Origin of the sequence: Agromyces sp. NPDC052230, from assembly GCF_040679595.1 — a bacterium.
GTDB lineage: Bacteria > Actinomycetota > Actinomycetes > Actinomycetales > Microbacteriaceae > Agromyces.
In genome coordinates, this window is sequence record NZ_JBFAVC010000008.1 from 200,448 (window position 1) to 226,178 (window position 25,731).

Here is a 25,731-nt window from a genome sequence, read left to right on the forward strand (position 1 = left end):
GCCCACTTCCCTTCGTCGCGTTTTGGTGTCAATATGATTAACATGAAAATGCGTTCGTACACGATGACGGCTCGCGCGGATTCGGCCCGTGAGACCGGCGCACGCATCCAGGCGGCCGCGCTCGCGCTGTTCTCCACCCGGTACTACGACGACGTGACCCTCGACGCGATCGCCGCCGACGCCGACGTCACGGTGCAGACGGTGATCCGCCGATTCGGTTCCAAAGACGGCCTCGTGCGGGCGCTCGTCGCGCCGGTCTCGTCGCAGGTGTCGGCACAGCGCGGCGATGCGCCGGTGGGAGACCTCGTCGGCACGGTCGCGAACCTCGTCGAGCACTACGAACAGATGGGCGACCTGGCCATGTTGCTCGTTCGCCAGGAAGAACGGGTCCCCGCCTACGCCGAGGCGACCGCCATCGGCAAGCAGGTCCACGCCGACTGGGTGCGATCCGTCTTCGCCCCGTGGCTCGATGCCGTCACGGGAGTCGAACGCGAACGCCGGCATGCCCTGTTGGTCGCGGTGTGCGACGTGTACACGTGGTACCTGCTGCGGCGACAGCAGGGCCTCTCCCGGCGCCAGACGGAACTGGCGCTCACCGAGCTCCTGAAGGGAGTGCTCTCATGAAGGTCTTCGCCTACACCTCGCCCGGCCGCGGGCACCTGTTCCCGACCGTGCCGATCCTGCTCGAACTGCAGCGCCGCGGGCACACCATCGTGCTGCGCACGATGGCCGCCGATGTGCCGCAGATGCGCGCACTCGGCTTCACGGCCGACACGATCTCGCCCGCCGTCGAGGCCATCCTCATGGACGACTACCGCGCGTCCTCGCCGATGACGGCCATCACGCGTGCGATCGACATCATGGCGCACCGGGCGGCACTCGAGGTACCGGAGGTGCGACGGGCGATCGATGCCGAGTCTCCCGACGCGATCCTCGTCGACACGAACACCTGGGGTGCCGCCGCGGCCGCTGAGGCCTGGGGCGGGCCGTGGGCCACCCTGCAGCACTTCCCGAGTCCGTTGCCGTCCAAGGAGGTGCCGCCATTCGGTCCCGGCTTCAAGCCGGCAGGAGGCGCCGTGGGTCGACTCCGAGATCGGCTGATGCGCCCCGTCATCTACGCGGGCTTCGAGCGGGCCATGCTGCCGCCGCTCAATGGCGTTCGACGGCAGGCCGGGGTTCCTGAGATCCACGACGTCACGGAGCTGTACACCCGGCCACCGCTCGTCCTCTACCTCACCTCGACGGCTTTCGAGTATCCGCGCACCGAGTGGCCGGCCTCGTTCGCCTTCATCGGCCCGCTGGCTTGGGATCCGCCGACGGCCCCTCCGGCATGGATCGACTCCATCGAACGCCCGGTCATCCCGTGACGACATCGTCGGAGTTCCAGGACGACGGGGCCCTCGTGCAGACGGCGCTCGCCGGACTCGCCGGCGAAGACGCCGACGTGGTCGCCACCATGCCCGCGGGCGCCGGGTCGTTCCCGGTCCCGGCGAACGCACGGGTCGAGAGTTTCCTGCCACACTCGCACCTGCTGCCGCATGCCGAGGTGGTGGTGACCCACGGCGGCATGGGAGCCACGCAGAAGGCGCTCGCCGTCGGGGTGCCGGTGGTCGTGGTGCCGTGGGGGCGCGATCAGGCCGAGGTCGGTCGGCGCGCCGAGGCCGCGGGGGTCGGAGTGTTCCTGGCAAGGAAGAAGCTGACGCCCGATGCGGTGCGCAGTGCCGTGCGAGCGGCACGTGCCCTGAAGCCGGCTGCGATGGCCTTCTCCGACAGGATGCGGCGCGAGGGTGGTGCGCAGCTCGCCGCCGACCGGATCGAGCAGCTCGTCGGAGCCGACGCCCGACCCCCACGGGCGGGGTGAGCGCTCGGTCAGGGTCAGGGGTCAGCGCGACGCGACGTCGATGAGGACCTTGCCCACCGTGCCACCCTCGACCGCGTCGTGGGCCGCGGCGGTCTGCGCGAGGGGGTACCGGTGCACCGGTAGGCCCGCGTCTTCGCCGATCGGCAGGGCGCCGTCGCGAGCCGCCGCCGTCACGTCCTCGCCGGCCGCCGCCCAGGCTGCGGCGCCCATCGTGTAGATCAGCACGAACTGGTAGCGCAGGTTCTTCACGATGGCCCTGACGAAATCGATGGTCATCGGCGCTCCACCGTCGTTGCCGTAGCTCGCGATCGTGGAACGCTCGTGGGTCACGGCCTGGTCGAGCTCGGCATTCGCTCCGGCCGCGACCTCGACGACGAGGTCGACGCCGCCGGGCGCGATGGCGCGGATCCGCTCCGCGGCATCCGTCTCGCGATAGTCGACGACGTGGTGCGCGCCGGCCGCGTCAGCGAGCGCGGCCTTGTCGGCACTGCTCACCGTCGTGATCACCGTCGCGCCGGCCCAGCGAGCGAGTTGGATCGTGGCATGGCCGACGGCACCCGCTCCCCCGGCGACGAGCACGGTCTTCCCCGCCAGCGCGCCGGGGTGCAGGCGCGCCGGTCCGTCCTCCCACGTGGTCAGCGCGCGGTGCGCGGTGACGGCCGGCACGCCGAGGCTCGCGCCGACATCGAACGACACCTCGTCGGGCAGCGGGAACACCCGTTCGGCGAGCGTGATCGTGAACTCCTGAGCCGTGCCCGACGTCGGGCGCTTCCACGCCGAGATCGCGAGCCACACCCGGTCGCCGACGGCGAATCCCGTGACGCCCTCGCCCACCGCATCGACCACGCCGGCGCCGTCCTGGTTCGGAACGCTCTCGGCGGCCGCGCGGGCGGACGTGCCCGAGCCGCGCCGCGCCTTCCAGTCCGTGGGATTCACGCCCGAGACGAGGACGCGCACGCGCACTTCTCCCGGGCCGGGCTCGACGATCTCGCGCTCGGTGGGCTCGAGCACTGAGGAATCCCCTGGACGGCGGTACACGATCGCTCTCATGGTGGATGCAACCCGACCGGCGGGCCCGCGATTCCGCGTGGGACCGGCGAGAACGCGGGACATCCGTCGACGTCGACTAGAGTCCGGTGTTCATGGGCGATGAGAGCGGGAAGCGGCGCGGGGCGGTCATCGCGCTCGTCGCTGCGCTGTGTCTCGTCGCCGCCAACATGCGGCCGACGATCACGGCCGTCGGTCCGCTCCTCGAGGACATCGGCGAGGACACGGGCATGGCCATCGCCACGCTCGGACTCCTCACCTCGGTGCCGCTGATCGCCTGGGGGCTGGTGTCGCCGCTCGCGCACGGCCTGGGCATGCGGTTCGGGATGTCGCGGGTCGTGCTCTGGTCGCTGATCCTCCTGACTGCTGGAACCGCGGTGCGATCCCTGCCGGGCCCCGCCGTCGGCCTGTGGCTGGGCACGGTGCTCATCGGCGTCGCGCTGGCCGTCGTGAACGTGCTCATGCCGGCCGCGGTCAAGCGCGACTTCCCCGGTCGTGTGCCCGTCATGATGTCGGTGTACACGGCGCTGCTCGGCGGCGTGGGAGCCCTCGCCTCCGGGGTCGCGGTGCCGATCTCGCAACTCGTCGACGACGAGGCCGACGGATGGCGCGTCTCATTGCTCGTCACGGGCGGCGCGCTCCTGCCGTTCGCGATCCTCGCGTGGGGCTGGGCGCACCGCGGAACGCACCCCGTGCTGCGCGGTGCACCACGCGTGCGGCACCGCCGAACGGGCATCTGGACCGACGCCGTCGCGTGGCAGGTCGCGGGGTACATGGCGTTCCAATCGGCGACGTTCTACATGGTGGTCACCTGGCTTGCGACGATCTCCACGTCGATCGGTCGCAGTGCGGTCGTCGCGGGCTTCGACGTCATGATCTACCAGCTCTTCTCGCTGGCGGGATCGCTGGTCCTACCGCTGGCGCTGCGGGGACGCGCCGAGCGGTTCATCCCCGCTGTGATTCCCGTGGTCGGGATCGCTGCCACGTCGGGCCTCATGCTCGCTCCCCAGTTCGTCCTGTTGTGGGCGGTCATCATGGGGTTGTTCTCGGGCTCCTCGCTCGCCATGGCCCTCACGCTGATCGCGCAGCGCGCGCGTGACCACGAGGGGTCGTCCGCGCTGTCGGGGATGTCGCAGTCGGTCGGATACCTGTTCGCGGCGATCGGTCCCGTGGCATTCGGATGGCTGCACGCGACGGTCGGGGGTTGGGTGGCATCGTTGGGCCTGCTGCTGTTCGTGATGGTCGGCCAGGCCGTCACCGGGCTGCTGGCCGGGCGCGACCGGTACGTGCTCGAGGGGCGGTGACGGCGGAGTGACGGACGACGCATCGAACCTGGCGCCCTCGCAGCTGTCCGACGACATGCCGCTCGGCGGCGTGCCACTCACCGCGGTGTGCGGCCACCTGCTTCGCCGTGCCCAGCAGGTGCACAACGCGCTCTGGCTCCGCGAGGTCGGTACCGACCCGACCAGCCCCCAGTACGCGGTGCTCGCGGCGATCGCGGCATCCCCCGGCCTCGACCAGCGGCAGGTCGGCGAGCTCGCGTCGCTCGACACGTCGTCGACGATGGACGTCGTCGCGCGCCTGGTTCGCCGCGACTGGATCACCCGCCGACGCGACCCGTCCGACGGGCGACGCCACATGCTGACGGCCACCCCCGCGGCCACGTCCTCACTCGAACAGCTCCGGCGACGTGTGCAGCGCGTGCAGGAGCTCCTGCTCGAGCCGGTGCCATTCGCAAGCCGCGAGGGCTTCCTCGAGCTGCTTCGCCGGGTCGCTCGCGTCGGGCCGCCACCCGGTTCCGGGTTCTCACCGCTCCACATCCCGGGCCACCTGCTCCGGCGTGCGCAGCAGGTGCACACGGCACTGTTCGCGGCCGAGTTCGAACGCGAGCTCACCGGCCCCCAGTACGCAGCGTTGCACGTGCTGACCGAGCATCCGTCGATCAGCCAACGCGAGCTGGGCGACCGCGCAGCCCTCGACAAGTCCACCGCCGCCGACCTCGTGCAGCGGCTGGTCGGGCGCGGCTGGATCCTTCGGGAACGTGACACGAGCGACGGCCGGCAGCGCGTGCTGTCGCTGACCCCGGGAGCTCGCGACGCCGCCGACGGGTTCGCACCGCGCGTCGCCGAGGTGCAGGAGCGTCTGCTGGAGCCGCTCGACGAGGCGGAGCGCGAGCGCTTCCTCGAGCTTCTGGTGCCCGTGGCGTTCGCGGCCGGGTAACGCGCACCATCTGGAACACCGCACTTGCGCTCGACCGGCTCGACACATATCCTCCGTATACGTACTAATTCCCGAGGGAAGTGCGTCGACGACGACGAGGAGCGGCCATGCAGGCGTATCTGAACGGTTTCCACACCGGCGACCCGGCCGTGCCGCCGGCGGATCCGGCGTTGACGAACCCGGCCGAACTGCCCGATACGGTCGACGTGCTGATCGTCGGCACCGGGCCCGCCGGCTGCGTGCTCGGCGCCCAGCTCGCCGCGTTCCCCGGGATCAGCACTCGGATCGTCGAGCGCCGCCCAGGGCCACTCGAACTCGGGCAGGCCGACGGTGTCGCCTGCCGCTCGGTCGAGATGTTCCAGGCATTCGGGGTCGCCGACCGGCTGCTCAAGGAGGCGTGCCAGGTGACCGAGACGGTGTTCTGGCGGCCCGACGCCGACGATCGATCGAGGATCGTGCGCAGCGGTCGCATCCAGGACGTCGAGGAAGGCCTCTCGGAATTCCCGCACGTCATCCTGAACCAGGCCCGCGTGCAGGAGTTCCTCCTCGAGAAGATGCGAACCTCGCCGCGACGCCTCGAGCCCGACTACGGGCTCGAGGTCGTGGGCGTCGAGGTCGCCGAGGCCGGCGACCATCCCGTCACGGTGCGGATGCAGCGCATCGACGGCGGCGAAGCGGTGACGGTCCGCGCCCGCTACGTCGTGGGCTGCGACGGCGCCCGCAGCATTGTGCGGCAGTCGATCGGACGCGTGTTGCGTGGGGACTCGGCCAACCAGGCGTGGGGCGTCATGGATGTGCTCCCGGTCACCGACTATCCCGACATCCGCTTCAAGTCGGTCGTCCAATCCGCCGACGCCGGCAACATGGTCATCATCCCGCGCGAGGGCGGCTACCTCGTGCGGTTCTACATCGAGATGGACGAACTCGAGCCGGGCGAGCGCGTCGCCGGGCGAGCGATCACCTCCGACGACCTCATCGCGGCCGCCCGCCGCATCCTTCATCCGCACTCGCTCGATGTCAAGGAGATCGTGTGGTGGTCGGTGTACGAGATCGGCCAACGCCTCACCGACAAGTTCGACGACGTGCCCGACGACCAACTCGCGACCCGCACGCCGCGCGTGTTCGTCGCCGGTGACGCCTGCCACACGCACAGCCCGAAGGCCGGTCAGGGGATGAACGTGTCGATGCAGGATGCCTTCAACCTGGGCTGGAAGCTCGCGGCCGTGCTGCAGGGTCGCAGCACGCCCGAACTGCTGCACACGTACTCCGCGGAGCGGCAGACGGTCGCCCAGGACCTCATCGACTTCGATCGCGAGTGGGCCGCGATGCTGAGCGCGAAGCCGGCGGATGCCGCGTCGGGCGACGGCGTGGACCCGGCAGCGCTGCAGCGGCACTTCCAGAAGCAGGGGCGCTACACGGCCGGAATGGCCACCCGGTATGAGCCGAGTCTCCTCACGGGCGAGGGCACCTGGCAGCACCTCGGAACCGGATTCCCCATCGGCGAGCGCTTCCACTCCGCGCCCGTCGCGCGCGTCGGCGACGCCCAGCCCCTCGAACTCGGCCATGTCCACGAGGCCGACGGCCGCTGGCGCGTCTACGCCTTCGGCGACCGTGCTCCGATCGATGACCCGCAGTCGCGGCTGCGCGAGTTCGCCGAGTTCTGGCTGCACGGGCCGGCCGCGCGCTTCACCCCCGAGGGCGCCGACCTCGACGCGGTCGTCGACGTACGCGGCATCCTGCAGCAGCGTCATCGCGACGTCGAGCCGACCTCGCTGCCCGAACTGCTGCGACCGCACAAGGGACGTTACGGTCTGGCCGACTACGAGAAGGCGTTCGCGCCGGTCGTGCGCGGCGAGGACGTCTTCGAGGCGCGCGGCATCGACCGTGAGCGCGGATGCCTCGTGGTGGTGCGTCCCGACCAGTACGTTGCGCACGTGCTGCCACTCGATGCGCATGAGGAGCTCGAGGCGTTCTTCGAGCGGTTCCTGCTGCCGCAACGTTCGCCTGCGCGCACCGCAGTCGCCGGCTGAGCCCGGTCACCCGCCCGGGTCGACGGCTCAGTACAGCCCCACGATGCGGCCGTCGTCGGTCACGTCGATGGTTTCGGCCGCCGGGCGCACCGGCAGCCCCGGCATCGTCATGATGTCGCCGCACACCATCACGACGAACTCCGCGCCGGCGGCCAGCCGCACCTCGCGGATGTCGACGACATGCCCCGTCGGCGCCCCCCGCAGCTTGGCGTCGGTCGAGAACGAGTACTGGGTCTTCGCCACGCAGACGGGGAGGTGCCCGTACCCCTCTTCCTCGAGCCGCTTCAGTTGCGCACGCACCACGGTCGACGCGGTCACGTCGGCGCCGCCGTAGATGCGCGTGACGACGGCCTTCATCTTCTGCCAGAGCGACGCTTCGTCGGGATAGGTGAACTTCAAGCCGTCGCTGGACACCCCGACACCGCCGGATGCCTCGGCCGGTCGATCCGCGCACAGCGCGACGACCTCCCGTGCCAGGTCCTCCGCCCCGGCGCCGCCCTCGGCGAAGTGACGCGCCCGTATGGCGCGCACTCCGAAGCGGGCGGCCCCCGCGACCAGCGCCTCGAGTTCGGCTGGGGTGTCCTCGGCGCGTTCGTTGATCGCCACGACGCAGGGGATCCCGAACACCTCGCGGAGGATGTGGACGTGCCGCTCCAGGTTGGGCAGTCCCCGTTCGAGGGCGGCCAGGTCCTCGGTGGGGAGGTCGGCGACCGCGACGCCGCCGTGGTACTTCATCGCCCGCACCGTCGCCACGATCACCGCCGCCGACGGACGCAGGCCCGATGAACGGCACAGGATGTCGACGAACTTCTCCGCGCCGAGGTCGGTGCCGAACCCGGCCTCGGTGACGACGAAGTCCGCCAGCCGCAGGGCGGAGCCGGTCGCGATGAGCGAGTTGCAGCCGTGGGCGATGTTGGCGAACGGACCTCCGTGCACGAAGGCCGGCGTGCCCTCGAGCGACTGCACGAGGTTGGGTGCGAGGGCGTCGCGCAGGATCGCCGCCATCGCGCCGTGCGCGCGCAGGTCGCTGGCCCGCACCGGTTTGCGGTCGTACGTGTAGGCCACCACGATCCGACCGAGCCGCTCCTTGAGGTCGGCGAGGCTCGTGGCCAGGCAGAAGATCGCCATCACCTCGCTGGCGACGACGATGTCGAAGCCCGCCTCGCGCGGATACCCGTTGCCCGTTCCACCGAGCCCGATCACGATGTCGCGCAGCGCGCGGTCGTTGACGTCGAGCACGCGGCGCCACGTGATCCGGCGCACGTCGATGCCGAGCTCGTTCCCGTGGTGGACATGGTTGTCGATCATCGCGGCGAGCAGGTTCGTCGCGATCTGGATCGCCCCGAAGTCGCCGGTGAAATGCAGGTTGATGTCCTCCATGGGCGCGAGCTGCGAGTAGCCGCCGCCGGCCGCGCCGCCCTTCATGCCGAACACCGGGCCGAGCGCGGGCTCGCGCAGGCAGATCATGGAGCGCTCGCCGATCCGTCGCAGGGCGTCGCCGAGCCCGACGGATGTCGCGGACTTCCCCTCGCCCGCCGGCGTCGGCGAGACCCCGGTCATCAGCACGAGCTTCCCCTGCGGGCGGTCGTGCAGGGTTGCGAGGAACGAGAGCGGCACCTTCGCCTTGTAACGGCCGTACGGCACGATGCTCTCGTCGGGGATGCCCAGACCGGCGGCGATCTCGCCGATGGGCTGGAGTACCGCCGCCTGACCGATCTCGATGCTGCTGAGAGCCACAAGTCCTCCCGTCCGCGGGCGCCACTGCCCGTGCCAGCCCAGCCTACGGCGAGCAGGCCGATCCGCGAACGCTCAGGCCGGCAGCGCGTCGGGCGCGTCGGGCGCGTCGGCGAGGCGACGCAACATGCTCGTCAGCGTCATCCGCTCCTGATCGGAGAGCGAGCCGAAGGTCGTGCGCTCGGTGCCCGCGACCTTCGCGTGCGCTTCGGCGAAGAGCGCACGACCCTCGTCGGTCGCGACCACCACGTTGGCCCGTCGATCGTTGGGGTCCGGCTCTCGGCGCACGAGCGCCCGCGACTCCAGTTCATCGACGAGCGCGACGATCTGGCTCGGATCGAGCTGGAGGAACTCCGACAGTTCCCGCTGCGTGGGGCGCATGTCGCTCACCGCGATGGCGAGCACGCTGTAGGAGCGCACCTTCAGACCGTACTCGGCGGCCGCGGCGTGCGCGTTCGCGAGCGAGAGCGCGTTCGCCCTCGCCAGGAGGAACGCGACGTCTCCGCCGACGGTGGTTGCCCACAACCGATCGGAGCCCGAGGTCCTCGGCGCGGCCACCGTCGATTCGGTCGAAGTCTGCATCCCAGCATGGTAGCAACACCCGTTGATACAGAAAACTATTGACTTTCTCAACGATCTGGGTTTCCATGGCGTGAGAACAGCAAAGGAGCTCACACATGTCACTCGACGGCAAAGTCGCCATCGTCACCGGATCCGGGCGTGGTCTCGGCCTGGCCTATGCGCAGGAGCTCGCACGGCAGGGCGCATCCGTCGTCATCAATGACGTGGATGCCGCGACCGCCGCCGAGGCCGTGGCCTCGATCGAAGAGGCGGGCGGCAGGGCCGTCGCCGTCGTCGCACCCGTGGGATCCACCGAGACGGCCAAGCAGCTGGTCGCCGCGGCGGTCGACAACTACGGCCGTCTCGACATCCTCGTCACCAATGCCGGCGTCCTTCGCGACACCGTGCTCTGGAAGATGAGCGACGAGGACTTCGACACCGTCATCAACGTGCACCTGCGGGGCACCTTCACGTGCGTCCGCGAGGCCGCCACCTACATGCGCGAGAACCAGATCGCCGGTCGTATCATCACCATCGGTTCGCCGACCGGGCAGCGTGGCAACTTCGGCCAGACGAACTACTCGGCGGCCAAGGCCGGCATCGTCGGCATGGTGCGTACGTGGGCCCTCGAGCTGAAGAAGGCCGGCATCACCGCGAATGCCGTCATCCCGGTCGCGGCGACCGCGATGACCGCCACGGTCCCCTACTTCGCCGCGGCGGTCGAGGCCGACGAGAAGGGCGAGCCGATGCCGCCGTTCTTCCGGCACGACCTCGGCTTCGGCACGGCCGACGACGTGGCGGGCCTCGTCGCCTTCCTCGCATCGGATGCCGCGGCCGACGTCACGGGTCAGGCCATCGGCGTCGGCGGCGATCGCCTCCAGCTCTGGTCGCACCCCGAGCCCGTCGTCACCGCCTACCACGATGGCGGCTGGTCGTACGAGGCCCTCGGAGCGGAGTTCCACTCGGTGGTCGGCGAGCAGCTGCAGTCGGTCGGCGAGACCTTCCCGCCACTGCCCGATGAGCTCCAGCGCCCGGCGCGGGTCGACGCGTAGCGCATCCGCCCCGACGGAACCCGACATGCTCAGAAACGACAGGCCATGACCCGTTACGAACCCGACATCGACCTCGAGGCGATCGAGGCGATCGACATGCACGTGCACGTGGACATGGACGACCACGGCCACGGTGCGCTCCCCGCCGACCTGTCCGAGGCGGCGAGCCGATACTTCCGCAGCGGCGACGGGTGGCCGACCCTCGACCGCGTCGCGGACCACTATCGCCAGCTCAGGATGGCCGCGGTCGTCTTCTCGGTGGACGCCGAGACGCAGCTCGGACATCAGCCGGTCTCGAGCGCCGAGATCGCCGAGGGCGCGGCACGAAACAACGACGTGCTCATCCCCTTCGGATCGGTCGACCCCCACAGGCCCGACGCGATCGACCTGGCCCGTCGACTCATCGAGGACCACGGGGTGCGGGGCTTCAAGTTCCACCCGACCGTGCAGGGGTTCGATCCCTCCGACGAAGCCCACTATCCGCTGTACGCGACGGTCAGCGACGCCGGGTTGCCGGCGCTCTTCCACACCGGCCAGACGGGCATCGGTGCCGGGCTCCCCGGCGGACGCGGCCTGCGACTGGGGCTCTCCAACCCCATGCTCCTCGACGCCGTCGCCGCGGACTTCCCCGACCTGCAGATCATCATGGCCCACCCGTCGGTGCCGTGGCAGGACGAGGCGTTGTCGGTCGCGACGCACAAGCACAACACGTGGATCGACCTCTCCGGGTGGAGCCCCAAGTACTTCCCCGCCGAACTCGTGCGATACGCCAACTCGGTCATCACCGATCGCGTGCTGTTCGGATCGGACTTCCCCCTGATCGCTCCCGAGCGCTGGCTGAGCGACGCCGAGAAGACCGCGCTCAAGCCCGAGGTCATGCCGCGCATCCTGAAGGAGAACGCCGTGCGACTGCTCGGTCTCGGAGGTGCGTCATGAGCTTCGCCACCTCCACCGCCATCGGCCTCGATCCGTACGGCTATGCTGCGACGAACCTCAGCGACGGAGCCCGCGAGGTGCTCACACGACTCAACGCGACGCTCGAGCGCGACGTGCGCCCCCTGCTCAACGAGGCGTGGGAGACGGCCACGATGCCCGACGGCATCCTGGGTGCGCTCGTGCCGCTCGATCTGATGCAGCCCGAGGGCGTCTCGTCCGACGAGGCGGCTTCCTCGATGTTCTCCGGGTTCCGCACCTACGTGCTCGCCCGCACCGACGTGTCGGTGGCGACGGTGTACAACGCCCAGTCGGGGCTGTTCCGCGCCGCAGTCCGGCTCGGTGGATCGGCCGAGCAGGCCGCCGAGCTCGACCCGCAGATCCGCACCTTCGGCCTGAAGGGCGTGTTCGCCCTCACCGAGCCCGATCACGGTTCGGATGTCGCGGGCGGCCTCGCCACCTCGGCCCGTCGCGACGGCGAAGAATGGATCATCGACGGCGCCAAGCGCTGGATCGGCGGAGCCGGAGCGGCCGACAAGCTCGCGATCTTCGCGCGCGATGTCGCCGACGACCAGGTGAAGCTCTTCCTCGTCGACCGTGACGCTCCCGGAGTGTCGATCGAGATCATCCAGGGGAAGGTCTCCCTGCGCCCCATGCAGAACGCCGTCATCACCCTCGAGGGCGCCCGCGTCTCGGAGGAGTGGCGGATGCAGAACGTGAACTCGTGGCGCGATGTCGCGGGCATCCTGCGCACGATGCGGTCGGATGTCGCGTGGATCGCTGCAGGCCTCCAGGCCGGCGCGCTCGAGGCCGCCGTCAGGTACGTGCGTACACGCGAGCAGTTCGGTCGGCCGATCGGCGGCTTCCAACTCGTGCAGGAGAAGCTCGCCCGGATGCTCGGGAACGCGGTCTCCTCGCTCGGCATCGCCGTCCAGTTGTCGGCCAGGCAGGATGCCGGCGAGTGGAACGATGCCAACTCCGCACTGGCGAAGATGCAGACCTCGCTGATGGCGCGCGAGACCGTCGCCCTCGGCCGTGAGGTACTCGGCGGAAACGGCATCCTGCTCGAGCACGACGTCGCCCGCTTCTTCGCCGACGCGGAAGCCGTGTACTCGTACGAGGGCACGCACGAGATCAACGCCCTCATCGTCGGACGCGCCCTGACCGGCGCCTCCGCATTCGTCTGACCCCACGACAAAGCTCAGGCACCTGAGAAAGGACACCACATGACCACGACCGTCGCCTACGACGACCTCCCCTCCCTGGTCGGAGCCGACCTCGGCTACACCGACTGGATGGAGATCAGTCAGGAGCGCGTCAACACCTTCGCCGAGGCAGCCAGCGACGACCAGTGGATCCACACCGACCCCGAGCGGGCGAAGGACGGTCCGTTCGGCGCCGCCATCGCCCACGGCTTCCTCACGCTGTCGCTGCTCATCCCGCTCTGGACCGAACTCCTCGAGGTCGAGGGCGTCGGCACCAAGGTGAACTACGGGCTCGACAAGGTCCGCTTCGTCTCCCCCGTGCCGGTCGGCGCCCGCATCCGCATGACGGCGACCATCGTCGACGCGACGGAGGTTCCGGGCGGTTACCAGCTCACCGTCGACGTCACGATCGAGACCGAGGGCGGCAGCAAGCCGGCCGTCGTCGCACGCAGCCTGCAGCGCTTCTACGCCTGATCCGACGCAGTTCTCGCACCCACAACTGAATACCGGCGTCCGTCACCCGGCGGAGCACCATGCAATCACACACGCAGTTACAAAGGAGTCACTGAAATGATGCGAAAGCGCCTCGTGGGCTTTGCAGCCCTCACGGCGGGAGCACTCATGCTCACCGCCTGCTCCCAGGGATCGCTCACCGGCGAACCCACCGAAGAAGCCGACGGCACCGAAGCCGCGGGCGAACTGACCCCCATCACGGTCGGCCTGCTCCAGATCGCGCCGGCGGCAGCCGTCCAACTCGGCATCGACGAGGGCATCTTCGAGAAGCACGGCCTCGACGTCGAGGTCCAGCTCGGGCAGGGTGGTGCGGCACTGCTGCCCGCCGTGTCCAGCCAGTCGATCGAGTTCGCGGTCGGAAACCCGCTCTCGGTGCTCGTCGCGGCCAGTCAGGGCCTCGAGATGAGCATCGTCGCCGGGTACTCGCAGATCGCCGACCCGGCGCCATCCGGCCTCGTCGTGATGGAGAGCTCGGGCATCAAGACCTGGTCCGATCTCGAGGGCAAGACCGTCGCCCTCAACGCCGTCAACACGCAGGGCGACCTGACGACGAAGGCGATGGTGGAAGAGGACGGCGGCGACCCCAATGCCGTCACCTTCACCGAGATCGCGTTCCCCGACCAGCTCGCCCAGCTCGAGCAGGGGCGCATCGACGCGTCCTGGGTCCCCGAGCCCTTCCTCAGCGCGTCGCTGGCCACCGAGGGTGCGACGTTCCTCGGCGACCCGCTCGCCGCGATCGACGACCTCTACACGATGGTCACGTTCAGCTCAACGGCGTACGCGGAGGCCAACCCCGACGTCGTCGAGGCGTTCGTCGCGGCCATCGCGGAGTCGACCGATCTGGCGATGGAGGACACCGAGCTGTACCGTGCCGCCATCGTCGACTACACCGGCATGCCGGCTGACGTCGTCGAGAACATCAACCTCGAGCGCCTGTCGGGCGACCTCGACCCGGGCATCATCGAGGAGCTCAGCGCGATGGCGCTCAAGTACGGCTTCGTCGACAGCGAGCCCGATCTCGACAAGGTCATCTTCGAGAAGTGACCGCGGCCCGGCGCCGTCTCGCAGCGGCGCCGGGCCCCTCGTCCCTCGCATCCACACCTCTGTCAAGAAGGGACTGCCGTGCACAACCACGGGATCGGGCCATGGGTCTGGCGCCGGCGCGAACGCTCGCGCGGCGATATCGCGCTCGCCTACCGCGACGAGCGCATCCGCTACGACCTGCTCGCCGAGCGGATCGACCGCCTGGCCAATGCCCTCCGCGACCGCGGCGTCGCGGCCGGCGACCGCGTCGCCTACCTCGGGAACAACCACCCGTCCTTCCTCGAGGCCTTCTTCGCCACGGCGACGCTCGGCGCCATCTTCGTTCCCCTGAACACGCGCCTCGCCGCACCCGAGATCGAGTTCGCACTGGAGGACTCCGGCGCGACCACGCTCATCTTCCACTCCGAGCTGACCGATCTCGCCCGGTCGGGCAGTTGGTCCACTCGGGCGAAGCGCCGCTTCATCGTCGCCGGTCAGCCACCCGTCGCCGGGATCGAGGAGTACGAGGCGGTCATCGCCTCGGGCTCCGCCGACCACCGCGACGAGCCCGTCACGCTCGACGACGCCGCGCTCATCCTGTACACCTCCGGCACGACGGGCCACCCGAAGGGCGCCGTGCTCACTCACGGCAACCTGGCGTGGAACTGCTTCAACGTCATGGTCGACTACGGCGTGACCGCCGGAGAGCGGGTGCTGCTCATCTCGCCGATGTTCCATGTCGCCTCGCTCACCAACGGAGCCCTCCCGGTGCTCCTGCAGGGCGGCACGGTCATCCTCCACGAGAAGTTCGACGCCGGTCAGGTCCTGTCGACCATCGAGGCCGAGCGGGTGACGATGCTCTCCGGCGTGCCGACGACGTTCCAGATGCTGCAGGAACATCCCGCGTTCGACTCCACCGACATCAGCAGCCTGCAGCACCTGACCTGCGGCGGATCCTCCATGCCCGAACGGATGCTGCAGGCCTACGAGGAACGCGGCCTCGGCTTCACCGGCGGCTACGGAATGACCGAGACCTCGCCGGGGGCCACCGCGATGCCCGCTCACATGGCTCGTCACAAGGTGGGATCGTCGGGGCTCAAGCACTTCTTCACCGACGTCAAGGTCGTCGACGACAACGGCGACGAACTGCCGCCCGGCGAGGTCGGGGAGATCTGGATCAGCGGTCCGAACGTCATCACGGAGTACTGGAACCGCCCCGAGGCCACGGAGGCCGCGCTCGTCGACGGCTGGTTCCGCTCGGGCGACCTCGGCTACTTCGACGAGGACGGCTACATCTACATCTCCGACCGTCTGAAGGACATGATCATCTCGGGTGGGGAGAACATCTACTCCGCCGAAGTCGAGGGGGTCATCATGGAGCTCAACGAGATCTCCGCCGTCGCCCTGATCGGGGTGCCCGACCAGAAGTGGGGTGAGGTCCCGCTCGCCGTCGCCACCCTGAAGGACGGCGCGTCCCTGACGGCCGAGGACGTCATCGCACACCTCACCGGGCGACTGGCGAAGTTCAAGATCCCGAAGCGCGTCGTGTTCGTCGACGAGCTTCCCCGAACCGCGAGCGGCAAGATCCGCAAGGCCGACCTGCGCGCCGAGTTCGCCGTGCCGTCGGCCGACCGAGCGACCGACCGGAGGTCCGAGCCATGAGCGTCCCGCCACCCGGTGAGGAGACGATCACCCGAAGCGTCACGGTCGCCCGCGCCAAGAGCCGCCGACGCCGCTACCGCCCGCGCCGTGCGTTACTGGGACTCGGCGGCATCCTGACCCTGCTGGCCGTCTGGGAGATCGCTGCCCGCGTCGGCCTCGTCGATCCCCGGTTCCTGCCGCCGCCCTCCGAGGTGCTGCCGCGCCTGATCGAGATCGCGATGATCCCGCAGTTCTGGATCGCGGTCGGCGACACCATGGTGCAGTGGGGGCTGGGCCTGGTCATCGCCCTCGTGCTGGGCTCGGTCCTGGGCGTGATGATCGGACTCTCGTCGTTCATGCGGCGGGCCACCAGCTCCACCGTCGAGTTCCTCCGCCCCGTTCCCTCGGTTGCGCTGATCCCCCTGGCCGTGCTGCTGTTCGGCGTACGGATCGAGGCCAGCCTGATGTTGATCGTGTACGCCGCGTTCTGGCAGATCTTCATCCAGGTTCTCTACGGCGTCGCCGATGTCGACAAGATCGCGATGGACACGGGTCAGAGCTACGGGTTCTCCACGTGGCAGCGCATACGCGACATCGTGTTCCCGACGACGCTGCCGTATCTCATGACCGGGCTCCGGTTGGCTGCCGCGGTCGCGCTCATCCTCGCCATCACCGCACAGCTGATCATCGGAACCCCGGGCCTGGGCCTCGAGATCGCACGGGCGCAGAACGCCGGCCTGTACTCCACGATGTATGCCCTGGTGCTCGCGACCGGATTCATCGGGGTGCTCATCAACTTCGGTGCACGGTTCCTGGAGCGAGCGCTGTTGTCGTGGCATCACTCGGTACGTGGGGAGATCCCGGTATGAAGAAGACACTCATCACCCTCGGCTTCGCGCTGGGCCTGCCGGCGATCCTCGTCGTGCTGTGGTGGCTCGCGACCGTCACGTCGCCGAGCTTCTTCGTCCCCACGCCCGGCGAGCTCATCACCACCTTCTTCGAGACCTGGTTCGGCCCGCGCCTCTGGGTTGACATCCTCCCGAGCATCGCCCGGTTCGGCATCGGCGTCGTGATCGCGATCGTCGCCGGCATCCTCCTCGGCATGCTCGTCGGTCTCAACCGCGATCTGCGCGCATTCACCGAACCGGTCTTCGAGTTCTTCCGGGCACTTCCGCCGCCCGTCCTCATCCCGGTGCTGCTGCTGCTGTTCGGCCCCACCGACCTGATGAAGATCTTCATCATCGTCCTCGCGGCGATCTGGCCGGTCCTGTTGAACACGATCGAGGGCGTGCGCGCCGCAGACCCGGTGCAGACCGAGACGAGCCGGTCGTACGGCATCTCCGGATTCAACCGCGTCCGCTACCAGGTGCTGCCCTCGGCCGCACCGCAGATCCTGGCCGGGGTCCGGCAGAGCCTGCCCATCGCCCTGATCCTCATGGTCATCTCGGAGATGTTCTCGTCTTCCTCGGGCCTGGGATTCAGCATCATCCAATTCCAGCGCAGGTTCGCGATCCCCGAGATGTGGTCGGGCATCCTCGTGCTGGGACTGATCGGCTTCGCCGTCGCGGCCGTCTTCCGATTCATCGAGCGGCGCATCCTGCGCTGGTACCACGGACTGAAAGAGCTTGAAAATGCTGCCTGACACGCCCGCCCCGATCGACACCGTCTCGTACGGGCGCACCCTTCCCGCCGAGGACACGCTGCTCTCGGTTCGCAACCTGAAGAAGGTCTACAGCACGGATGGCGGCGACATCGAGGCCGTCCGCGACCTCACCTTCGACCTGGGCAAGAACGAGCTGACGTGCCTCGTGGGTCCCTCTGGATCGGGCAAGACGACGTTGCTCAAGTGCATCGCGGGCCTGCTCGCACCCACCAGCGGCGAGGTCGTGCTCGACGGCAAGGTCGTCACGGCCCCGCCCAAGAAGATGGCGGTCGTGTTCCAGGAGTACGGCCGGTCGCTCTTCCCGTGGCTGCGGGTCGCCGACAATGTTGAGCTCCCGCTCAAGAATGCGGGGGTGCCGAAGGCCAGGCGCACCGAACTGGTCGAGGAGGCACTGGCGAACGTGGGGCTCGACCATGTCCCGCGCTCGTACCCGTGGCAGTTGTCGGGAGGCATGCAGCAGCGCGTGGCGATCGCGCGCGCCATCGCCTACCAGCCCGAGGTGCTGCTGATGGACGAGCCGTTCGCCGCGGTCGACGCGCAGACGCGCGCCGATCTGGAGGACCTCGTGCGCAAGGTGCGCAAGACGCTCGGCCTGTCGGTGCTCTTCGTCACGCACGACATCGACGAGTCGGTGTACCTCGGAGAGCGCGTCATCATGCTCTCCAGCTCGCCGACGGTCGTGCAGGAGGACCTGATCGTGGACCTCCCCGAAGAGCGCGACCAGCTCGAGACGCGATCGATGCCCCGGTTCACCGAGCTGCGCCACCACGTCTACGAGCAGATCCAGCTGGCCAAGCGAGGGTTCCGTCCGGACTTCGTCAACGCGAAGTGACGACACCGTCGCCGGCAGAAGGCCGGAAGCGCAGCATCAGCCCCGGCCTGATGCTGGCGCTGGGTTACATCTCGATGGCGGGCTCGCTGTCGACCGACCTCTATCTTCCGGCGTTCCCGGATATCGCCGCGGATCTCGGGGTCGGCGCCTCGACCGTGCAGCTCACGCTCACGGCGCTCCTCGCAGGGGCGGCGCTCGGTCAGCTCCTGATCGGGTCAGTCTCGGATGCCCTGGGCCGGCGCCGCACCCTCCTTGCCGCGTTGACCGTGTTCGTGCTCTGCTGCTACCTGGCCACGATCAGTCCCACGATCGAGGTGCTGATCCTCGTTCGGGCTGTGCAGGGGTTCGCCGGCGCCTCGGGCACGGTGCTCGCGCGTGCAGTCATCGCCGACCTCGTCGACCGCGTGCAGGCGGTGCGTGCCTTCAGCACGATCTTCGTGATGATCGCCCTCGGCCCGGCGGTTGCGAGCCCGCTCGGCGCACTCCTCACGCAGTGGGGCGGATGGCGGGCCGCCCTCCTCGGTCTCGCGGTGCTCGCCACGGGCATGCTCATCGTCGCGGCGCTCGTGGTTCCCGAGAGCCTGCCGCCCGAGCGGCGGCATCCGTTCACCATCGGCAGCCTCGCGCGGAACATCGGCGGCCTGCTGCGGCATCCGGTGTTCATGGGTTATGCGATCTCGTTCGGCGCGGGGTACGCCGCGCTCATGGTCTACATCAGCTCGTCGTCGTTCATCGTGCAGGACGTGCTCGACATCACGCCGCTCGGGTACTCCCTCACGTTCTCGTTCAGCTCCGTCGCGGTGATGGCCGGCGCGTGGCTCAACGGGGTGGTCGCGAATCGGATCGGGGCGTACCCGACGCTGCGGATCGCGCAGTCCCTCCAGGCGGTGTCGGCCGCGGTCGGCGTGGTGCTCGCCGTGACGGGCGCCCTGACGCTGGTGTCGTACCTGGTCCTGGTGGCCGTCTTCGCCATGGGCTGCGGATCGGTGCTGTCGAGTGCGTCCGCCCTCGCGGTCGGTGAGGCCAGGGAGGCGGCGGGCGCCGGTTCGGCCCTCGTCGGGTTCATGCAATTCGTCTTCGGCGCGCTCGCCTCACCGCTGGGCGGCATCGCCGGGACGCAGACCGCGTTGCCGGCGATGGCGGCGATGGTCGCATTCGCGGTGCTCGGGCTGGGAAGCGGCTGGTTCGCCCAGTCGCGATCACGACGCTGACCCGGCTCTGCCGAGACTCCACAAGGGGGCGCTGTCGGCGGCGCGTGGCAGGGTGGTCGCATGGCGATCGAGGTACGAGCGGCGAGCGTGTTCGAGGATGTCGCAGCCATGGTCGGCCCCAAGCGACCCGACGCGAACGTGTGCTGGTGCCTCAGCTACCGGCTGCTCTCCTCCAAGGAGAACACCTCACTCGTCGGTCCGGCGCGCGGCGATCGTGTGCGCGAGCTCGTGCAGGAGGACCCGCCGCCCGGGGTCCTCGCGTACGACGGCGACGAGGTCGTGGGCTGGGCCGGCGTGCACCCCCGCGCCGACACGAGCTTCGCGAAGAACCGGAAGATCCCCCACGTCGACGACCTCGAGGTGTGGTCGGTGTGGTGCATCCGCGTGCGTCCGGGGCACCGCGGCACGGGCATCTCGCACCACCTGCTCGCGGGCGCCGTGGCGTTCGCGCGCGAGCACGGCGCGCCCGCGATCGAGGGCTACCCGCTCGACAACCGCGGCGCCAAGATCGACCTCACCATGGCCTACGTCGGCACGCGAAGCCTGTTCGAACAGGCGGGGTTCACGAAGGCGGCCGACACCGACTCGGTCCTGAACGGGTTCCCGAGGGTGCTGATGCGGCTCGACCTTCGGTGAGCGGACCACCTCTCCTGGTTATCACTCGCCGCTATGGGTGAGGCCCCAATAATCGGCGAACTGGATAGACTCGACCCCGATCCCAATCCCGTTCGAAGGACGACGACGACGTGTCCGACCAGCCATCCCTTTCGCGCCTCGACCTCAACCTCCTCGTCTCGCTCGACGCGCTGCTCACCGAGCGCAGCGTCACACGCGCGGCCGAACGCCTGCGCCTCAGCCAGCCCGCGCTGAGCGCTTCACTCGCCCGGCTCCGCACTCACTTCAACGACCCGATCCTGGCCCGGCGGGGCAACACGTATGAACTGACGCCGCTCGCCTCCCGGCTCTCGGAGCAGGCCCCGGCCGCCCTCGACGCGGTGCGGCGCGTGTTCGAGAGCCAGGCCGAGTGGAACGCAGCGGAATCGTCGCGGGAGTTCGCCGTGTATGGATCCGACTACGCCTTCGCCACGCTCGGCCGCCGGGTCGCGATGCTGGCCGCCGAGCGCGCGCCCGGCATCCGCTTCCGGTTCATGTATCACTCCCCGCAGGTCATCGAGGACGCCATGAACCGGCTCCGCTCGGCGGACGCCCTCATGATCCCGCACGGTTTCCTCAGCGACCTGCCCTACACCGACCTCTGGAAGGACCGGTGGGTGGTCATCGCCTCGGCCGACAACGACCGCATCCAGGGCGAGGTCACGATGGCGGATGTCGCGGAGTCGGGGTGGGTCTTCACGTACCAGTCGCAGACCGCCTTCACCTCGGCGAGCCGGCAGATCCAGCAACTCGGCATCGAGCCGACCATCGCCACGGTCGTCGAGAGCTTCCTCGCGCTGCCGCTGTACGTCGCCGGAACCCAGCAGCTCGGCCTCCTGCAGGCCGGACTCGCCGAGTACGCGAAAGCCGTGGCCGACGTGCGCGTGTACGAGCCCCCGTTCGACGCGACCCCCATCTCGAACGCGCTGTGGTGGCATCCGATGCACCGCCGCGACCCCGAACACGAGTGGATGCGCACCCTGTTCGAGGAGGCGGCGGCAGGTCTCGGCAATGGGGCGAGACGCACCGGCGCCCCGCCCCGTCGCCGGGGCATCATGCCGTCGCGGTGACCTCCTCGGCCGGCGCCATGTTGGACTTCCGGAGCCCGAAACCGAGCAGGATCGCCGCCACCGCGCACGCGATGCCGACGACGCCCACGGCGACCGGCAGGCTGCCCACGGCGACCGTGATCCCACCCATGATGATCGGCGTGAGGAACTGGCCGAAGAAGAAGGCCGCCGTCCACAGCCCGGTGACACGCCCGCGCTCCTCGAACCGAGTGGATGCGACTGCCCACGTGACCATCGACGGCAGCAGTAGGCCCGAGCCGGCCCCGCCGATGATGGCTCCCACCGTGACGCCGGGAACACCGCCGACGAACCAGATGATGAGCATGCCGACCGCCTGCAGGCCGAACGCCACGGGGAGGATCCGGTTCACTCCGACCTTGGCGATCCGCGTGAAGGTGAAGCCGCCGGCCGCGGTCGCCAGCGAGGCGAGCGCCGCGATCCCGCCGATCGTCGGGGTGTCCGTGGGCGCGACACCCGCATCGACGAGGAGGTAGCTGGCCTCGATGATGAGCACGTAGAACGTGAACCCACCGAACAGGCCGACGATGAGCGGCAGCGCGATCCGGCGCCACGGGATGGGCACCTTCGGGGCGCGAGCGTGCGCATCGGTGGGGTCGGCCTTGCTCGGCTCCCACAGCAGGAAGATCATCGGCACGGCGATGATCGCCGCGGCCAGGTAGATCCAGAACGGCGTGCGCCAACCCGCCGCGCCTGCCGCGCCGCCGATCGCGATGAACGCGGTCGCGGCCAGCGTGGTCACGATGGTCTGGTACCCGAGGTACTTCGCCCGCCGCTCGCGCTCGTGCCAGTAGTCGACGATGAGCGTCGTGCAGACCGTCATGATCGCCGCTTCGGTGATGCCGACGCCGACGCGCGTGGCGAGGATCGCCGGGAGCGTGTCGAGGAACGCCGGCGCGATGCCCACGAGGGAGTACGCGAACATCGCGACGATGAGCAGCTTCTTGCGCCCGAGTCGGTCGACGATCTGCCCGGCGAACGGCGCGAAGAGCGCGATCATCAGCGCCGGGATCGCGACGACCATGGGCACGAGGATCTCACCCCCCGGCACGTCGCCGAACTCGGCCGAGAGCTGCGGCAGGATCGGCGTCAGGAGCACCGACCCCAGCACGGGCATGCAGCTGCCCGCGAGCAGCAGGATGGCCTGGAGGACACCGGGCCGGCGGGTGCCGGGCTCGGTCTGGACTGAGGTGTTCGCCATTGAGACTCCTCGGGTGGTGGGTGTGCGGATGGGTGGGGTCACCCTCTGCTGCGGGCGCGCGAGCGCGACCGTGCCGGAGGGATCGGGGGGACGTGAACCGCACGTCCGACGGTGTTGCGGAGCTCGCCGATGCCCTCGACGCGCAGGACGACCTCGTCGCCTTCCGCGAGCGGTGGCGGCGTGAGTGAGCCTCTGCGTCCCCAGAGCTCGGCGAGGCATCCGCCGTTCCCGGCAGTGCCCGAGCCGAGCACGTCACCGGGCACGACGCGCGTATCGCGGGACGCGTAGGCCACGAGGTCGCGGAACGGCCAGCCCATGTTCGAGAGCAGGTCGTAGCCGATGCGCTCGCCGTTGACGAAGGACTCGATCACGACGGGAAGGAACCCGTCGTCGTCGACCAGGCCTTCGAACTCGTCGGCGGTGACGATCCAGGGACCGAGGGTCGTCGCGAAGTCCTTCCCCTTCACCGGACCGAGGCGCACCTTCATCTCGCGGGCCTGGATGTCACGTGCCGACCAGTCGTTGAAGATCGTGTAGCCGAAGATGTGCGCGTCGGCGTCGGCCGGGGCGAGGTCGCGGCCATCCGAACCCGCGACGCCGCCGATGACGACGCCGACCTCGAGCTCGAAGTCGAGGCGCTCGGTCGTGGGCGGCCGTACCACGGCACCGGTCGCGACGATCGAGTGCGGGTTGGTGAAGTAGAAGATCGGCAGCTCGTACCACTCGGGGGCGACGTGGCTGACGCCGTCGACCGAGGCGGTGACGCCCTCGACGTGCTCCTCGAACGCCGCGAAGTCCCGCACGCTCGCGGGCACGAGCGGCGCCAGCAGTTCGACCTCGGCGAGTGGCACGAGCCGAGCGGATGCCGCGGCGTCGCCCTCGAGCTCGGCGGCGAGCGCGGGCACCTCTGCGAGTCCGGCGGCGAGCACGTCGGCGACGGTGAGCCCGCGCGGGAAGGAGACGACGTCGTCACCGATGACGAAGCCCTCGCCGACCGAGCCCTGATGCGTCCACCTGGCGATCCTCATGCCGCGCCTCCTTCGGTGGCGGTGACGCCGACGCGCGCGGTGGCACGTGCGGGCAGCCGCGACCCGAGCAACTCGGCCGCGTTCCCCGAGAGGATGGCGCGCGCCTCGGCCTCGGGAAGCGACGCCTCGAGCACTCGCGCCACGGGATCGTCGACGCCCATGTCGAACGGGAAGTCCGAGCCGAGGAGCACGCGGTCGGCGCCTGCGGCGTCCACGAGCGCTCGCAGCGCGCCCGGCGTGTGCACGAGCGAGTCGAAACGCAGGCGGCGCAGGTACGACGACGGCAGCTCGCGGCATCCGTGGGCCTCGGGCCGCACCTGCCACGCGTGGTCGGAGCGACCGAGGAACGTCGGCAGGTACCCGCCGCCGTGTGCGGCGACGAGCTTCAGATCAGGGTGCCGGTCGAGTATGCCCGAGAAGATGAGGTGCGACAACGCGACGGCGTTCTCGACGGGCTGGCCGACGGTGTTCGAGAGGTAGAAGCGGTCGAGCCGCTCGTCGAGGCTGCAGCCGAACGGGTGCAGGAACACGACGGCGTCGAGCTCCTCCGCGCGCGTCCAGAACGGTTCGAGCCGCTCGTCGGAGAGCTCGACGTCGCCCGCGAATGACGACAACTCGACGCCCGCGAGCCCGTTCGCGACCAGAGCGTCGTCGAGCGCTTCGACCATGAGGTGCGGATGCTGCAGCGGCACGAGTCCGAGGCCGAGCAGGCGGTCGGGCGCGCCCGCGACGTGCTCGGCGATCGCGCGGTTCGCCTCGCGCGCGGCCCACGCGGCGAGCTCCTCGGCGGCCCACGGGTAGTAGTGCGACGGCGACGGCGACACGACCTGCACGTCGACGCCCTGCCGGTCCATCTCGGCGAGGCGTGCATCGAGTGAGATGAGCAGCGGCATCCGCTCGCCGATCATGCGACCGGATGCCGCCATGCTCTCGGTCCCGTTGCGCCGCGCGTCGAGCGCCTGCGCGGCGGCGAAGCCCTCGGGGTCGCGCGCGGCGACCTCGTCCTGCAGTGCGGTGAGCAGGAGGTGCGCGTGCACGTCGACGACCGGCGCGGCGGCGGCATCCGTCGACGGAGACTGGAACTGGGCGTGGCTCATGCGGGCTGGCTCACGAGCGTGGCGATGCGCCGCATCATGCCCGGCACATCGGCGTCCTGCACGTGGTCGATCTGCCACTGGCCGAGCTGCACGGATGCCTCGACGACCTCGGTCGCGCGCGGCAGGCGTCGCGCGTGGAACTCGTCCCACAGCGCCTGGTCGACCGCATCGCGTTCGAGCAACAGCTCCGAGAGCACGAGGGCGTCCTCGGCGGCCTGCGCGGCGCCCTGTGCGATGGTGGGCGGGCAGCTGTGCGCGGCCTCGCCGATGAGCACGGCCCGACCGCGGTTCCACGCGTCGGGCACGATGTGCGTGGTGAACCACGTGTAATTGACGCGCGAGGCGCCGTCGAGCGACTCGCGGATCTCGTTCCAGGGTCCGCCGTAGGCTCGCGAGAGGTCCTTCATCACCTCGACGCCCTCTTCGGGCGAGAGCAGGTGCCGGTCCTGGGCGGGCTCGACGAGGTAGGCGTACATCATCTCCTCGCTGGTCGGGCAGTATCCGGCGATGTAGATGGGACCGCCGTAGTAGAGGTCGGTGTGCGTGACGTCCTTCGGGCGCGGCACGAAGGCGCGCCAGATGCCCATGCCGGTGCGCTGGGGCTCGGTCTCGATGCCGAGTTGTGTGCGGATCGCGGAGTGCAGGCCGTCGGCGCCGATGAGGAGGTCGTACCGGCCGGTGGTGCCGTCGCTGAGCGTGACGTCGACGCCGTCGGCGTCCTGCTCGAAGCTCGCCACGGTCGTGCCGTAGTGGATGCGCGCCCCGAGCTCGGTGGCTCGGTCGGCGAGGATGCGTGCGAGCTCCGGGCGGTACATGCCCGCGGTCGCCGGGTACTCGGGGCCGCCGGTCGGCGCGTCGGGGATCTGGGCGATCACCTTGGCCTCGGGGCCGGGAGTGCGCAGCCCGACGACGTCGAACGTGTAGCCGGCCTCCTTCACCTGCTCCCACACGCCGAGGCGGTCGAACACGCGCAGTGCATTGCCCTGCAGCGTGATGCCCGAGCCGAGGGTGCTGAGGTCGGGCGTGATCTCGAAGACGTCGACGTCGACGCCCCCTTCGGCGAGCAGGATGGCGGCGGCGGTGCCGGCAACGCCGGAGCCGACGACGGCGACGCGGGAGACTGCGGTCATGGGGATC

Annotated in this window: 25 protein-coding genes; 18 read left to right on the plus strand and 7 right to left on the minus strand. The window is 69.7% G+C overall.

The features are described 5' to 3' along the window. Positions 1-48 precede the first annotated feature (48 nt). Genes AB0K73_RS17740 through AB0K73_RS17750 form a run of 3 tightly spaced genes read left to right on the plus strand, consistent with a single transcriptional unit; the run spans position 49 to position 1,861 of the window. Positions 49-624: a TetR/AcrR family transcriptional regulator gene (locus AB0K73_RS17740; protein WP_364775617.1), complete on the plus strand. Its 576-nt coding sequence runs from the start codon at positions 49-51 to the stop codon at positions 622-624. Further along, the gene (locus tag AB0K73_RS17745; protein WP_360516156.1) at positions 621-1,367 is read left to right on the plus strand and encodes a hypothetical protein; all 747 of its coding nucleotides are present in this window, start codon (positions 621-623) and stop codon (positions 1,365-1,367) included. The genes AB0K73_RS17740 and AB0K73_RS17745 overlap by 4 nt, the downstream gene beginning before the upstream one ends. Next, complete coding sequence (locus AB0K73_RS17750) at positions 1,364-1,861, plus strand: nucleotide disphospho-sugar-binding domain-containing protein (protein WP_360516159.1); 498 nt, start codon at positions 1,364-1,366, stop codon at positions 1,859-1,861. Before AB0K73_RS17745 ends, AB0K73_RS17750 begins: the two co-directional genes overlap by 4 nt. A 21-nt stretch (positions 1,862-1,882) precedes the next feature. Here AB0K73_RS17750 and AB0K73_RS17755 read toward each other — a convergent pair whose 3' ends face one another. Continuing rightward, complete coding sequence (locus tag AB0K73_RS17755) at positions 1,883-2,911, minus strand: NADPH:quinone reductase (protein WP_360516162.1); 1,029 nt, start codon at positions 2,909-2,911, stop codon at positions 1,883-1,885. A gap of 92 nt (positions 2,912-3,003) precedes the next feature. Here AB0K73_RS17755 and AB0K73_RS17760 point away from each other — a divergent pair, with 92 nt between their 5' ends. From AB0K73_RS17760 to AB0K73_RS17770, 3 genes are all read left to right on the plus strand, one after another. After that, complete coding sequence (locus tag AB0K73_RS17760; protein ID WP_360516165.1) at positions 3,004-4,212, plus strand: MFS transporter; 1,209 nt, start codon at positions 3,004-3,006, stop codon at positions 4,210-4,212. Between the two features lie 7 nt (positions 4,213-4,219). Beyond that, positions 4,220-5,128: a MarR family transcriptional regulator gene (locus tag AB0K73_RS17765; protein ID WP_360516168.1), complete on the plus strand. Its 909-nt coding sequence runs from the start codon at positions 4,220-4,222 to the stop codon at positions 5,126-5,128. A gap of 107 nt (positions 5,129-5,235) precedes the next feature. Next, positions 5,236-7,158, plus strand: a complete 1,923-nt coding sequence (locus AB0K73_RS17770) for an FAD-binding monooxygenase (protein WP_360516171.1) — start codon at positions 5,236-5,238, stop codon at positions 7,156-7,158. Positions 7,159-7,185: 27 nt separating this feature from the next. Here the strand turns inward: AB0K73_RS17770 and AB0K73_RS17775 are convergent, their stop codons facing one another. Together AB0K73_RS17775 and AB0K73_RS17780 are read right to left on the minus strand one after the other, a co-directional pair. Then, the gene (locus tag AB0K73_RS17775) at positions 7,186-8,895 is read right to left on the minus strand and encodes a formate--tetrahydrofolate ligase (RefSeq protein WP_360516174.1); all 1,710 of its coding nucleotides are present in this window, start codon (positions 8,893-8,895) and stop codon (positions 7,186-7,188) included. Positions 8,896-8,967: 72 nt separating this feature from the next. Then, complete coding sequence (locus tag AB0K73_RS17780) at positions 8,968-9,474, minus strand: MarR family transcriptional regulator (RefSeq protein ID WP_360516177.1); 507 nt, start codon at positions 9,472-9,474, stop codon at positions 8,968-8,970. Between the two features lie 95 nt (positions 9,475-9,569). On the opposite strand from AB0K73_RS17780, the gene AB0K73_RS17785 reads away from it, so the two are divergent. The 12 genes from AB0K73_RS17785 (at position 9,570) to AB0K73_RS17840 (ending at position 21,250) form a co-directional block, all read left to right on the plus strand. Next, the gene (locus AB0K73_RS17785; protein ID WP_360516180.1) at positions 9,570-10,505 is read left to right on the plus strand and encodes an SDR family NAD(P)-dependent oxidoreductase; all 936 of its coding nucleotides are present in this window, start codon (positions 9,570-9,572) and stop codon (positions 10,503-10,505) included. Positions 10,506-10,550: 45 nt separating this feature from the next. Continuing rightward, positions 10,551-11,441 carry an amidohydrolase family protein gene (locus AB0K73_RS17790; protein WP_360516183.1) on the plus strand — a complete coding sequence of 297 codons (891 nt, stop codon included), beginning with the start codon at positions 10,551-10,553 and terminating at the stop codon, positions 11,439-11,441. Continuing rightward, the gene (locus tag AB0K73_RS17795) at positions 11,438-12,625 is read left to right on the plus strand and encodes an acyl-CoA dehydrogenase family protein (RefSeq protein ID WP_360516186.1); all 1,188 of its coding nucleotides are present in this window, start codon (positions 11,438-11,440) and stop codon (positions 12,623-12,625) included. Before AB0K73_RS17790 ends, AB0K73_RS17795 begins: the two co-directional genes overlap by 4 nt. 39 nt (positions 12,626-12,664) lie before the next feature. Continuing rightward, the gene (locus AB0K73_RS17800) at positions 12,665-13,117 is read left to right on the plus strand and encodes a MaoC family dehydratase (RefSeq protein ID WP_360516189.1); all 453 of its coding nucleotides are present in this window, start codon (positions 12,665-12,667) and stop codon (positions 13,115-13,117) included. Between the two features lie 96 nt (positions 13,118-13,213). Further along, the gene (locus AB0K73_RS17805; protein WP_360516192.1) at positions 13,214-14,200 is read left to right on the plus strand and encodes an ABC transporter substrate-binding protein; all 987 of its coding nucleotides are present in this window, start codon (positions 13,214-13,216) and stop codon (positions 14,198-14,200) included. A gap of 78 nt (positions 14,201-14,278) precedes the next feature. After that, positions 14,279-15,841, plus strand: a complete 1,563-nt coding sequence (menE, locus tag AB0K73_RS17810) for an o-succinylbenzoate--CoA ligase (RefSeq protein WP_360516195.1) — start codon at positions 14,279-14,281, stop codon at positions 15,839-15,841. Beyond that, positions 15,838-16,689, plus strand: a complete 852-nt coding sequence (locus tag AB0K73_RS17815; protein ID WP_360516198.1) for an ABC transporter permease — start codon at positions 15,838-15,840, stop codon at positions 16,687-16,689. The genes menE and AB0K73_RS17815 overlap by 4 nt, the downstream gene beginning before the upstream one ends. After that, positions 16,686-17,462, plus strand: a complete 777-nt coding sequence (locus AB0K73_RS17820) for an ABC transporter permease (RefSeq protein WP_360516201.1) — start codon at positions 16,686-16,688, stop codon at positions 17,460-17,462. Before AB0K73_RS17815 ends, AB0K73_RS17820 begins: the two co-directional genes overlap by 4 nt. After that, positions 17,452-18,315: an ABC transporter ATP-binding protein gene (locus AB0K73_RS17825; protein ID WP_360516204.1), complete on the plus strand. Its 864-nt coding sequence runs from the start codon at positions 17,452-17,454 to the stop codon at positions 18,313-18,315. Before AB0K73_RS17820 ends, AB0K73_RS17825 begins: the two co-directional genes overlap by 11 nt. A 50-nt stretch (positions 18,316-18,365) precedes the next feature. Next, entirely contained in the window at positions 18,366-19,526 is a 1,161-nt protein-coding gene (locus tag AB0K73_RS17830; protein ID WP_360516207.1) for a multidrug effflux MFS transporter, read from the plus strand. 60 nt (positions 19,527-19,586) lie between these two features. Beyond that, positions 19,587-20,162, plus strand: a complete 576-nt coding sequence (locus tag AB0K73_RS17835) for a GNAT family N-acetyltransferase (RefSeq protein WP_360516210.1) — start codon at positions 19,587-19,589, stop codon at positions 20,160-20,162. Positions 20,163-20,272: 110 nt separating this feature from the next. Next, entirely contained in the window at positions 20,273-21,250 is a 978-nt protein-coding gene (locus AB0K73_RS17840; protein WP_360516213.1) for a LysR family transcriptional regulator, read from the plus strand. Here AB0K73_RS17840 and AB0K73_RS17845 read toward each other — a convergent pair. From AB0K73_RS17845 to AB0K73_RS17860, 4 genes are read right to left on the minus strand one after another with little or no spacing between them, the layout of a single operon-like run. Beyond that, the gene (locus tag AB0K73_RS17845) at positions 21,234-22,469 is read right to left on the minus strand and encodes an MFS transporter (protein WP_360516216.1); all 1,236 of its coding nucleotides are present in this window, start codon (positions 22,467-22,469) and stop codon (positions 21,234-21,236) included. The two genes, AB0K73_RS17840 and AB0K73_RS17845, sit on opposite strands and share 17 nt — an antisense overlap. A 38-nt stretch (positions 22,470-22,507) precedes the next feature. Further along, positions 22,508-23,497, minus strand: coding sequence for a fumarylacetoacetate hydrolase family protein (locus AB0K73_RS17850; protein WP_360516219.1), 990 nt, complete (start codon positions 23,495-23,497; stop codon positions 22,508-22,510). After that, positions 23,494-24,594, minus strand: coding sequence for an amidohydrolase family protein (locus tag AB0K73_RS17855; RefSeq protein WP_360516222.1), 1,101 nt, complete (start codon positions 24,592-24,594; stop codon positions 23,494-23,496). The genes AB0K73_RS17850 and AB0K73_RS17855 overlap by 4 nt, the downstream gene beginning before the upstream one ends. Beyond that, the gene (locus AB0K73_RS17860; RefSeq protein ID WP_360516225.1) at positions 24,591-25,724 is read right to left on the minus strand and encodes an FAD-dependent oxidoreductase; all 1,134 of its coding nucleotides are present in this window, start codon (positions 25,722-25,724) and stop codon (positions 24,591-24,593) included. The genes AB0K73_RS17855 and AB0K73_RS17860 overlap by 4 nt, the downstream gene beginning before the upstream one ends. Between the last annotated feature and the right edge of the window lie 7 nt (positions 25,725-25,731).

Bases quoted from the DNA above. Each gene is read 5' to 3' on its own strand.
- AB0K73_RS17740 (WP_364775617.1), top strand. From the start codon at position 49: ATGCGTTCGTACACGATGACGGCTCGCGCGGATTCGGCCCGTGAGACC.
- AB0K73_RS17745 (WP_360516156.1), top strand. From the start codon at position 621: ATGAAGGTCTTCGCCTACACCTCGCCCGGCCGCGGGCACCTGTTCCCG.
- AB0K73_RS17755 (WP_360516162.1), bottom strand. From the start codon at position 2,911: ATGAGAGCGATCGTGTACCGCCGTCCAGGGGATTCCTCAGTGCTCGAG.
- AB0K73_RS17760 (WP_360516165.1), top strand. From the start codon at position 3,004: ATGGGCGATGAGAGCGGGAAGCGGCGCGGGGCGGTCATCGCGCTCGTC.
- AB0K73_RS17770 (WP_360516171.1), top strand. From the start codon at position 5,236: ATGCAGGCGTATCTGAACGGTTTCCACACCGGCGACCCGGCCGTGCCG.
- AB0K73_RS17780 (WP_360516177.1), bottom strand. From the start codon at position 9,474: ATGCAGACTTCGACCGAATCGACGGTGGCCGCGCCGAGGACCTCGGGC.
- AB0K73_RS17785 (WP_360516180.1), top strand. From the start codon at position 9,570: ATGTCACTCGACGGCAAAGTCGCCATCGTCACCGGATCCGGGCGTGGT.
- AB0K73_RS17790 (WP_360516183.1), top strand. From the start codon at position 10,551: ATGACCCGTTACGAACCCGACATCGACCTCGAGGCGATCGAGGCGATC.
- AB0K73_RS17795 (WP_360516186.1), top strand. From the start codon at position 11,438: ATGAGCTTCGCCACCTCCACCGCCATCGGCCTCGATCCGTACGGCTAT.
- AB0K73_RS17800 (WP_360516189.1), top strand. From the start codon at position 12,665: ATGACCACGACCGTCGCCTACGACGACCTCCCCTCCCTGGTCGGAGCC.
- AB0K73_RS17805 (WP_360516192.1), top strand. From the start codon at position 13,214: ATGATGCGAAAGCGCCTCGTGGGCTTTGCAGCCCTCACGGCGGGAGCA.
- AB0K73_RS17815 (WP_360516198.1), top strand. From the start codon at position 15,838: ATGAGCGTCCCGCCACCCGGTGAGGAGACGATCACCCGAAGCGTCACG.
- AB0K73_RS17820 (WP_360516201.1), top strand. From the start codon at position 16,686: ATGAAGAAGACACTCATCACCCTCGGCTTCGCGCTGGGCCTGCCGGCG.
- AB0K73_RS17825 (WP_360516204.1), top strand. From the start codon at position 17,452: ATGCTGCCTGACACGCCCGCCCCGATCGACACCGTCTCGTACGGGCGC.
- AB0K73_RS17830 (WP_360516207.1), top strand. From the start codon at position 18,366: ATGCTGGCGCTGGGTTACATCTCGATGGCGGGCTCGCTGTCGACCGAC.
- AB0K73_RS17835 (WP_360516210.1), top strand. From the start codon at position 19,587: ATGGCGATCGAGGTACGAGCGGCGAGCGTGTTCGAGGATGTCGCAGCC.
- AB0K73_RS17845 (WP_360516216.1), bottom strand. From the start codon at position 22,469: ATGGCGAACACCTCAGTCCAGACCGAGCCCGGCACCCGCCGGCCCGGT.
- AB0K73_RS17850 (WP_360516219.1), bottom strand. From the start codon at position 23,497: ATGAGGATCGCCAGGTGGACGCATCAGGGCTCGGTCGGCGAGGGCTTC.
- AB0K73_RS17855 (WP_360516222.1), bottom strand. From the start codon at position 24,594: ATGAGCCACGCCCAGTTCCAGTCTCCGTCGACGGATGCCGCCGCCGCG.
- AB0K73_RS17860 (WP_360516225.1), bottom strand. From the start codon at position 25,724: ATGACCGCAGTCTCCCGCGTCGCCGTCGTCGGCTCCGGCGTTGCCGGC.